Genomic DNA, 9,493 nt, shown 5'->3' with positions numbered 1-9,493 from the left:
CTCCACGCCGATGATAGTGCGGATTACCCGTGTGAAAGTAGGTAATCGTCAGGCTCCCCAGCAGCATCAGAAACCCCACCCCACAAAAGGTGGGGTTTCTGCGTTTACGCGCACAAAAACGCGCAAGCATGCCTAGCATGACCACAACCGCCTTGGCGGTCTTCGCAAAGATACTGGTCCACCAAAGGCCGGTCTGGCGAAGCTTCCCCGCCAGTTGCCAACCACCGCTTAATTCTCTCCAAAATACTGGATAAATAAACAGTATTTGTGCGCCTGGCGTCTCTTGCCATCCCCTAAAAGTGCCAATTCACGGGCGCAGATTTACGTGTAGGATACTGTATATATATACAGGTTTCCCCTGCGCTCAATGCCAGTCTCCGCCATCAGTGCCGAAGAGATTCACCCGTCGCTCTGGCGAGCCTCACAGCTTGCGCGTGGGCGTGGTCACATGGTGGACACCGGCTATCCAGTACTTTCGACGGAGTTACCCGGTGGCGGCTGGCCAGTTGGTGCATTGATTGATCTGCTGGTTCAGCAACCCGGTGTCGGTGAAATGCGGCTTTTGCAGCCCGCGCTTAGCTCGCTCGGAGAGCGGCCGATTGCGCTGGTCCAGCCGCCGCACATTCCTGACGGATTGGGACTTCGGTATATCGGGTTATCGCTCGATCGTCTGCTGCAAATCAAGCCACCAAAAGCAACTGATGCCCTTTGGTCGGCCGAACAGATTTTGCGCGCCGGCAGCTGTGGTGCGCTGATTTTGTGGGCGCAACACGCGCAGTCGTCATCGCTGCGACGCCTGCATCTGGCTGCGCAATCATCTGAGACGCTGTTCATCATGGTGCGGCCACTTACGGCGGCCCAAGATTCATCGCCGGCGCTATTGCGGCTGGCTTTACGACCCGCCGCAGAAGGCCTGATCGTCGACATCGTGAAACGACGAGGTCCAATACGCGCGGAGCCTCTGTCGATTTCTCTTCAACCCACTCCAGTTTTGTTTTCCCGTCATGCGCGTCTTTCTCGCCGTCCACTTGCCGAAGTTGTCCCTCGAAGTCTTCCGGCCGAGGTGGTTGCCTGAACCGGCGCACGGCAGTGCCGTGCTCGAAAAAGACAAGGTGGTGATCGCGGACAGGGCGGCGCGTGAAGCGGGTGTGCTGCTTGGTATGAAGCGCGGTGGAGTACTGACGTTATCGCCGGAAACCGCAATGTACGAGCGTGACATTGCACGTGAAGCCGCTGCACAACGGGAAGTCGGTATGGCGCTACTGAAGTTTTCGCCTGATGTCGCGCTGCTAGATGAGGCGACGGTAATCGTCGAAGTCGGCGCGAGTCTCCGGCTTTTCGGCGGCCTGCTGTCGCTGTGCCGGCAGGCCAAGTCGATGCTCAACACGTTTGGTTTGACCGCACGCTTCAGTGCTGCGCCGACCGGGCAGGGCGCATGGCTACTGGCGAAGTATGGACAGGGGCATGGCGGTGCACGCAGAGTATTGCAGCTCGCCTCACTTGAGCGCGCGCTGCTACCGCTGCCTATGCTCGCGGTGCCCGAGATCCGGCCGTTCGCCGACTGGTTCTCGGGCTTGGGCAGCAAGACGATTGGCGACGTGCGTCACTTGCCGCGTGCGGGTTTGCAGCGCCGCTGCGGCGAACATTTGCTGTATTCGCTGGATCGTGCCTTCGGTATGGCGCCAGAGTTGTTCGGCTGGCTCGAGTTGCCGCCCACATTCTCCGCGCGCATCGAATTGCCCGACCGGCTCGAACATGCGGACGGCGCAGTATTCGCCGCACATAGGATGATCGTGCAGTTGTGCGGGTGGTTGTGCGCGAAGCAATTGGCGGTCACTGCGATCACGCTGTCTATCGAACACGAACGAGGCAGGCAGGCGCTTGCGCCGACGCTGATCGAAATTGCGCTTGGTGAGCCGACGTGGCATGAAGACCATCTGCTGCATCTCGTGAAGGAGCGGTTGCATCGTGTGGAACTTGCGGCGCCGGCCATTGCGTTGCGCCTTGATGCATCGAAGGTCGACTCGGCCGCTCCTGATACAGACAGCCTGTTTCCGGAACCCGGGGGCTCGCCGGAGGACCACGCGCGTCTGATTGAATTACTGATCGCGCGGCTTGGCGACGAGAACGTGCTGCGTCCTGCGCCGACTGGGGATTACCGGCCGGAAGTTGCGAACCGTTGGGTGCCGGTTAGCCAGGCAGCGAATAACAGCACGTTTCCCGATGGCCTGCCGCGTCCGACATGGATGTTGGCCACGCCCATGCGTCTGCTGATGCGTCAGCATCGGCCGTTTTATGACTCGTCGCTGCGGCTGATGTCGCCGGCTGAGCGTATCGAAGCTGGCTGGTTCGACGGTGAACTCGTCACGCGCGACTACTTCGTTGCGCAAGCCGAGGACCGCAGTTGCTACTGGATCTATCGTGAGCGCATCAGCAGTCGCGATGCCGAAGAAGCGCCGCGCTGGTTCCTTCATGGCTTATTCGGGTGATGCGCAATGGACTCGACCTTCACTGCGCTACCGCCGTATGCCGAGTTGTTCTGCTTCTCCAACTTCACGTTCCTGCATGGCGCGTCGCATGCGGAGGATCTGGTCAAGCGCGCAGTACAACTGGGTTACGAGGGGCTGGCCGTCACCGACGAATGTTCGCTCGCAGGCGTTGTGCGCGCCCATGTAGCGGCGAAAGAGGTGGGGCTGCCGCTTGTCATCGGTTCTTATTTTCAATTGCGCAATGCCGATGGTTCGCCTGCGTTCGGACTGATTCTGCTTGCGCAGAATCGTGAGGGCTACGGCAATCTGTCGGAGCTGATTACGCTTGGTCGGACCCGCGCGCCGAAGGGTGAATACAGGCTCACGCCACACGATCTGTCACGGCCTGATCGCGAGAACGTCCACTTGCGCGGCATGCCTGATTGTCTCGCGATTCTGGTGCCTGCATTTCCCGCCAAAGAAGAGGCATTGGACGCTCAAATCGAATGGCTCGACGAGACCTTTCCCGGCCGTGCGTGGGTAGGTCTCGTGCTGCATCAGCGCGCGATGGACGATATTCATCGAGGTGAAATCGAATATGTTGCGGATCGTCAGAACGTACCAGTCGTCGCACTTGGCAACGTCGTGATGCATGTGCGTTCGCGCAAGCCTTTGCAGGACACGATGACGGCAATCCGCGTCGGCAAGCCAGTTCATGAGTGCGGTTACGATCTCGCGCCTAACGCCGAGCAGCATTTGCGCTCGCGACTGCGCATTGCGAATCTTTATCCCGAGCATACTTTGCGCGAAACGATCGACGTACTTGGCAGATGCAAATTCTCGCTCGACGAGTTGCATTACGAATACCCGGATGAATTCGTGCCCGAAGGTTTCACGCCCACTGCGTATCTTCGTCAGGAGACGTATATCGGCGCGAAGCGACGTTTTCCTTCCGGTATCTCGGATGAGGTCGGGCAACAGATCGAATGCGAACTGGCACTCATCGAGGACCTGAAATACGAGCCGTATTTTCTGACGGTCTACGACATTGTTCGCTACGCACGAAGCCAGAACATTCTGTGTCAGGGACGAGGATCGGCGGCCAACTCTGTCGTATGTTATTGCTTGTATATCACCGAGGTGGATCCAGCGCGCAGCAACATGCTGTTTGAACGTTTCATTTCTAAGGAGCGTGGCGAGCCACCGGATATCGACGTCGACTTCGAGCATCAGCGACGCGAAGAGGTGATCCAGTACATCTATAAAAAGTATGGGCATGACCGCGCGGCGATTGCTGCGGCTGTGTCTACTTACCGGCCGCGAGGCGCGTTGCGTGAGACAGGTAAGGCGCTGGGGATCGATCCGCAGATCGTCGACGCGGTCGCGAAATCTCATCACTGGTTCGACAATAGTCACGATCTGCTGAAGCACTTTGAAGAGACGGGCCTCGATCCGGAGAAGCCTTTGATTCAGGCCTGGGCGAGACTCGCGTCGCAACTGCTCAACTTTCCGAGACATCTGTCGCAGCATTCCGGTGGTTTCGTGATCAGCCGTGGCAAGCTCACGCGTCTTGTGCCTGTCGAGAATGCGGCAATGGCGGATCGCCGGGTGATCGAATGGGACAAGGATGATCTCGAATCGCTCAAACTTCTCAAGATCGACGTGCTTGCGCTTGGCATGCTGTCGGCGATCCGGCGTACGCTCGATCTTGTATCGACGCGCCGCGGCGAGCGCTTCGAGATGCAGGACATAGAAGATGACGATAAAAAGACATACGACATGATTTGCCTCGCTGACACCATCGGAGTGTTCCAGATCGAATCGCGTGCGCAGATGAGCATGCTGCCGCGTTTGCAGCCACGCGAATACTACGACCTCGTCATTGAGGTGGCGATTGTGCGTCCAGGACCGATTCAGGGTGGTGCAGTGCATCCTTATTTGCGCCGTCGGCAGGGATTGGAACCTGAAATTTATCCAAGCGACAAGTTGAAGAAAGCCTTGGGACGCACGAAGGGGGTGCCTATCTTCCAGGAGCAGGTCATGCAGGTGGCGATGATCGCGGCCGATTTCACGGCAGGCGAAGCCGATGAACTGCGCCGTGCAATGGCCGCATGGAAGCGCAAGGGCGGGTTGGAGAAGTACCAGGATCGCATCATGACCGGGATGCAAAAAAATGGCTACGATCCAAGCTTTGCCAAAGCAATCTTCGAGCAGATCAAGGGCTTCGGCGAATATGGCTTTCCGGAAAGCCACGCAGCGGGTTTCGCCTTGCTTGTCTACACGAGTAGCTGGCTAAAGTGTCACGAGCCGGAGGCATTTCTCGCCGGCCTGCTCAACAGTCAGCCGCTGGGCTTCTACTCGCCGTCGCAACTCGTGCAGGATGCGCAGCGGCATGGCGTCAAGGTGTTGCCGGTCGATGTGACCGTCAGCGGATGGGACTCGACGCTCGAAACGATCGAAGGTGCAGAGCGCCCAGCGGTTCGTTTGGGGCTTTCGCTGTTGCGTGGCATGAAAGACAACGCCGCAGAGCGCATTGAGAATTCGCGCGCGGTGCGGCCGTTCAAGAGTGTGCATGACCTGGCCCGCCGCGCGCAACTCAACCGCCACGATCTGCACGTGCTGGCCGATGCGAATGCGCTGGCTGCGCTCGCAGGCAATCGTCGCGAGGCGTTGTGGCATTCGGTGGCCGCCATGCCCGACAAGGACATGCTGGCCATCGCCGCCGTGCAGGATGAGACGCCGGAACTGGGCGCGCCATCGGAAGGTAATGAGATCGTCGCGGACTACCGCTCGGTGGGGTTGACGCTCGGCCGTCATCCACTTCAATTGCTGCGGCCTCAATTATTGGCCAACCGGCTGATGCCGGCGTCGACGCTACGCAGTTATCCTAACGGACGACTGGCGCGCGCCTGCGGGATCGTTACGGTTCGGCAGCGGCCGGGTACGGCGAAAGGCGTGATCTTCATCACAATCGAAGACGAGACGGGCAATGTCAATGTGATCGTGTGGCCAACTCTGCTCGAGAGACAGCGCAAGGAAGTATTGGGGGCGTCGCTGCTCGCGGTGTACGGCGTCTGGCAGCGTGAAGGGGAAGTGCAGCACCTCGTTGCGCATCGACTGGTAGATATGTCGCATCTGCTGGGTGGGCTGCAGTCCACCAGCAGGGATTTTTGCTGATGACCTGTTTTGCCGGATTCAAATTGCGCGGGGAAGCAGACTCGGACGGGAGGAGGTTGCGCTGTCCGAACGGACCATGGTGGCTTGTTGCGGCTTGCCATGACGATCTGCAATGTCGATCTACGCCGAGTGGCTACCGTCGCTGCCTCGCCACGGAAACTTCGCCAACACCTGCGTGATCGCCGTATCGAACGGCGTACGGCGGCCTATCCGCAGCTCTTCGAGACGGCTCGAATCCAGATGACAGTTGTGCGGACGCGGCGTCGCATCCGTCGGCGTGTGCTGCGGCGTAAGCCGAGCCTCAAGTTGCAGCGCCTCGGCCAGACGGAGCGCAATCTCGTACTTCGTCATCGGCTCATCGCCCGACCACTGCACGATGCCGCGAATGGTTTCCCCATTCGCATGCCGTTCGAGCATTTGGCGGATAGCGAACGCAACGTCGGGCGTAAACGTTGGGTAACGGATTGCCCATGCATCCATCACGGCCGCCTTTGGGTTCGACGAAGTACTCGCCGATGCGGCAATGGCCGGCACCAGACTGGTTACGGCCGATTCTGCCCAATCGACAATTGGCCCGTACAGCAGCGGCAGACGCAACACGCAACCAAGATCGGTCGTCTCAGTGAGCGCTCGCTCACCGTCGAGCTTGCTATGTCCATACGCATTGATCGGCGACGGCTGGGCGTCAAAGCGGTAGGGCGGGTGGGTGCCGTCGAACACATAGTCCGTGGAGATCGACAGCACCCAGGCGTCGCGTTTCCTGGCAGCTGCAGCCAAGGTGCGCACTGCGTCGACGTTTAGCGCATGGGCCAACGCCGGGTCATGCTCGCAGACATCCGGACGGCGTTCAGCCGCCGCAATCACGATCGCATCGGGGGCCTCGCGCTCGACAAACTGCTCGACCGCCTGCGCATCACGGATATCGAGCGTGACGTCGTGCGGCCCGGCGCGCCGGAACGCGGTCGAAACGATCTGCCAGTCCGCTTGCTGCGCCAACTCGTCGACGAGCGCGCGGCCAAGCAAGCCCGACGCGCCGATCACGGCAACTTTGAACATAGGCGAGCCTACCTTAGTGAGCATCGACGACCGTATAGCCGGCCTCGTCGATCGCCGCCTTGAGCGAATCGACCGGTTGGGTCGATTCGACCGCCACCCGGCCTGTCGCGAGATCGACCTTGACCTGCGCCGTGGCGTCCTGCCCGCGAATCGCGTTGGTGACTGCCGCCACGCAGTGCTGGCAGCTCATGCCTTCTACCTGAAATTCGATCGTCATCTGCTTTGCCTCGAGAAACGTGAATGGTGCAACGGTTGAATTATGCCTGCCAGGACGCAACTGAAGGACTGACCTTCCCACGGTGGGAAGGTGTACGATCGGCAGACACCACAAGCGAATTGCGTGGGCCAGAGGAAGTGCTCTGCATGGAAGCAGAGTCATGCGCCAAAGCGCGAACTCTGCCCGCCTGCTGAAGCACGGACTTTGGTCGACAAGGGAAACAGTCATGAACATCGGAGAAGCGGCCCGTGCATCGGGCGTCACGGCGAAGATGATTCGCTACTACGAAAGTGTCGGGTTGCTGGCGGCAAAGTCCCGTACGACAGCCGGCTATCGGGTTTACGGCCCGCAGGAGGTGCACTCGCTGCGCTTCGTTCGCCAGGCGCGGCGTTTGGGCTTTCTCGTCGAGGACATCCGCCGTTTGCTGGCTTTGTGGCAGGACCGCTCGCGCGCCAGCGCCGAAGTCAAGGCGATCGCGCTTGAGCACGTGGCAGATCTCGACCGCCGGATCGCCGAACTGACGGAGATGCGCGACACGCTTTCGCACCTGGCCGATCATTGCCACGGTGACGAGCGGCCCGATTGCCCAATCATCGAGGGTCTCGCGGATCCTGCGACGGCGGCTAGCCATACTTGCCATGCCGACTGATAACGAAAGGTGCAACCTCGATGAAAATTCGTTGCAACCGGGCCACATATTTGCACTGAAACGGTGCGTTTTTGAAATCTGATCGCATGAAATTCGCACTGAGACACCATTTAATCTATCAAAATCAGTCACTTGATGCCTAATTCCGGATGCACCATTCCAAAACGGAATGCACGTCATTCGGGCATTTCACTAGCCAGGTTGCACCAGAAGGCTATAATCAGGGTTAACCCTTCATAAGGGAAATCCCTGATGTCCAATCCACCGGGGATTCATTTCTGATCCTTGGAGAACATCATGTTTGCATATCTTCTTGAAAAGCTGAGCACCTGGTTTGAAACGGCTGAACGTAGCCGCCGTGAGGCTTACCTCGCATCGTCGTCGGACATCGTCCAGCTCGAACAGCGCATTCGCTCGCTCGAAACGAACGGCTATTCGCTGTAAAAGAAGTCTGAAGTCCGGTTGACCCGCGACGGCGCAGTCGCAGCAGTAGAGCGTAAGGCCCCGTATAGACGGGGCTTTGTCACATCTGGAGTCTGCGTTTAGCCGGAGTCGTTGGCCAGCCGTTATTCAGTCGCTCAGTGGCCGCCTACCGGCCCACTTCACACGCGCCGTTCAATATCGACTAGCTTGAACGTTGCCACCGCGGTAAGGTAAAGCGTTTTTTGCGCAATCCGGCATTCCCGCAACCAACCCGGTCCGCTCATGGCTCCAGTCCGATTGATTCGCGCCTTTCAGGGCGCCGTTGTCCCCGCGCTATTTACTGCGATGTCGCTGCTTATGCTGGGCGCACCGGCGGCATTTGCGGATTCGTCGAGCGGCGGGAAGCCGTTGATACTCGATACGCAAAGCGGTATCAGCGATGGCCACAGCGGCACGGTGCTGCAGACTGCACCGCTTTCGCACGAGCGCATCGTTCAGGCGAAGCCGATCGCGACGCCCACCGAGCTCAACTCGAACTCGTCCACACCGATCATCGTTGCCCCGTATATTCAGTTGCCTGCCGGGGGCAGCACGTCGTCCTCCCATTCGAAATCGCAGATGCGGCCAGCGCAGTCGTCGCAGTAGACGCTGGATCAGCCTTCAGGAAGCCGCCGATTCGAACATGCGGGGCAGGGCGACTGCGCTGCAAGGCGGCGCATCCGTCAATCGCCGCGATGTTCCAGCTTGAATTGCGCGGCCTTGTCCTGGCCTAGTGTCTGCACTAGCCACGGCATGGTTTCTTTCAGCATTTTTGCCAGCGTGTAGGGCGGATTCACGATGAACATGCCGCTGCCGAACAGTCCAAAACCATCCGTCGGCGGATTGCTAACGGTCAGCGACACATGCAGCCAGTTACGTTCCTGCAGGCGTTTTAGCTGATCCGGAAAGCGCTGCGATTCAAGGCGCGTGACCTGTGGATACCAGACCGCGTAAGTACCGGTCGCAAACCGTTTGAGACCTTCCTCGACGCAATTCAGCGTGCGCGGGTAGTCGCGTTTGTCTTCGAACGAAGGATCGATCAGCACCAGCGCGCGGCGAGGTGGTGGCGGCAGCAAAGCCTTCACGCCTTCGAAACCATCACCGGCATACAGCAGGGCGCGCCGGCCGGCATCGCGAAAGTTGTGCTGCAACACGTCGATTTCAGTGGTGTGCAGTTCGAACAGACGCATGCGGTCCTGTTCGCGCATCAGCCGCCATGCGAGATACGGGGAGCCGGGATAAAAGCGCAGGTTGCCATCCGCATTGAGGGCCGCCACTTCATCCACATAATCGGCCAGCATGGGCGGCAAGTCCTTACGTCCCCACAGCTTGGCGATGCCGGTCTCGAACTCGCCCGTCTTGGTGGCGTAGCCTTCCTGCAATGAGTAGACACCGGCGCCCGCGTGCGTATCGATGTACCAGTACGCCTTGTCCTTCTGGGCGAGATAGCGCAGCAAGTGCACG

Annotated in this window: 9 protein-coding genes; 6 read left to right on the top strand and 3 right to left on the bottom strand. The window is 59.4% G+C overall.

Annotation, left to right across the window (positions count from 1 at the left end; genetic code table 11):
• The first annotated feature begins 367 nt into the window (after positions 1–367).
• Genes imuA through M0954_RS29595 form a run of 3 tightly spaced genes read left to right on the top strand, consistent with a single transcriptional unit; the run spans position 368 to position 5,645 of the window.
• Positions 368–1,075: a translesion DNA synthesis-associated protein ImuA gene (gene imuA / locus M0954_RS29605; protein WP_123384451.1), complete on the top strand. Its 708-nt coding sequence runs from the start codon at positions 368–370 to the stop codon at positions 1,073–1,075.
• On the top strand, positions 1,005–2,489 hold the full coding sequence (locus tag M0954_RS29600) for a DNA polymerase Y family protein (protein ID WP_297357042.1): 1,485 nt from the start codon (positions 1,005–1,007) through the stop codon (positions 2,487–2,489). The genes imuA and M0954_RS29600 overlap by 71 nt, the downstream gene beginning before the upstream one ends.
• A 6-nt stretch (positions 2,490–2,495) precedes the next feature.
• Positions 2,496–5,645, top strand: a complete 3,150-nt coding sequence (locus tag M0954_RS29595) for an error-prone DNA polymerase (protein ID WP_297357040.1) — start codon at positions 2,496–2,498, stop codon at positions 5,643–5,645.
• Positions 5,646–5,765: 120 nt separating this feature from the next.
• On the opposite strand, the gene M0954_RS29590 is transcribed toward M0954_RS29595, so the two are convergent.
• The gene (locus M0954_RS29590) at positions 5,766–6,701 is read right to left on the bottom strand and encodes an SDR family oxidoreductase (protein WP_297357038.1); all 936 of its coding nucleotides are present in this window, start codon (positions 6,699–6,701) and stop codon (positions 5,766–5,768) included.
• Between the two features lie 13 nt (positions 6,702–6,714).
• Positions 6,715–6,918, bottom strand: a complete 204-nt coding sequence (locus M0954_RS29585) for a heavy-metal-associated domain-containing protein (RefSeq protein WP_122154113.1) — start codon at positions 6,916–6,918, stop codon at positions 6,715–6,717.
• A 226-nt stretch (positions 6,919–7,144) separates the two neighbouring features.
• On the opposite strand from M0954_RS29585, the gene cueR reads away from it, so the two are divergent.
• The 3 genes from cueR to M0954_RS29570 all read left to right on the top strand — a co-directional run bounded on the left by cueR (position 7,145) and on the right by M0954_RS29570 (position 8,635).
• Positions 7,145–7,567: a Cu(I)-responsive transcriptional regulator gene (gene cueR / locus M0954_RS29580; protein WP_122155611.1), complete on the top strand. Its 423-nt coding sequence runs from the start codon at positions 7,145–7,147 to the stop codon at positions 7,565–7,567.
• Positions 7,568–7,864: 297 nt separating this feature from the next.
• On the top strand, positions 7,865–8,011 hold the full coding sequence (locus M0954_RS29575; RefSeq protein ID WP_074265275.1) for a DUF3563 family protein: 147 nt from the start codon (positions 7,865–7,867) through the stop codon (positions 8,009–8,011).
• Between the two features lie 261 nt (positions 8,012–8,272).
• Entirely contained in the window at positions 8,273–8,635 is a 363-nt protein-coding gene (locus M0954_RS29570; protein WP_297357036.1) for a hypothetical protein, read from the top strand.
• Positions 8,636–8,712: 77 nt separating this feature from the next.
• Here the strand turns inward: M0954_RS29570 and M0954_RS29565 are convergent.
• The coding region (locus M0954_RS29565) for a 23S rRNA (adenine(2030)-N(6))-methyltransferase RlmJ (RefSeq protein WP_297357034.1) at positions 8,713–9,493 on the bottom strand (781 nt) is incomplete at its 5' end.

This window comes from Paraburkholderia sp. (assembly GCF_026225065.1).
Classification (GTDB): domain Bacteria; phylum Pseudomonadota; class Gammaproteobacteria; order Burkholderiales; family Burkholderiaceae; genus Paraburkholderia.
This window is presented reverse-complemented; position numbering and strand designations above follow the sequence as displayed.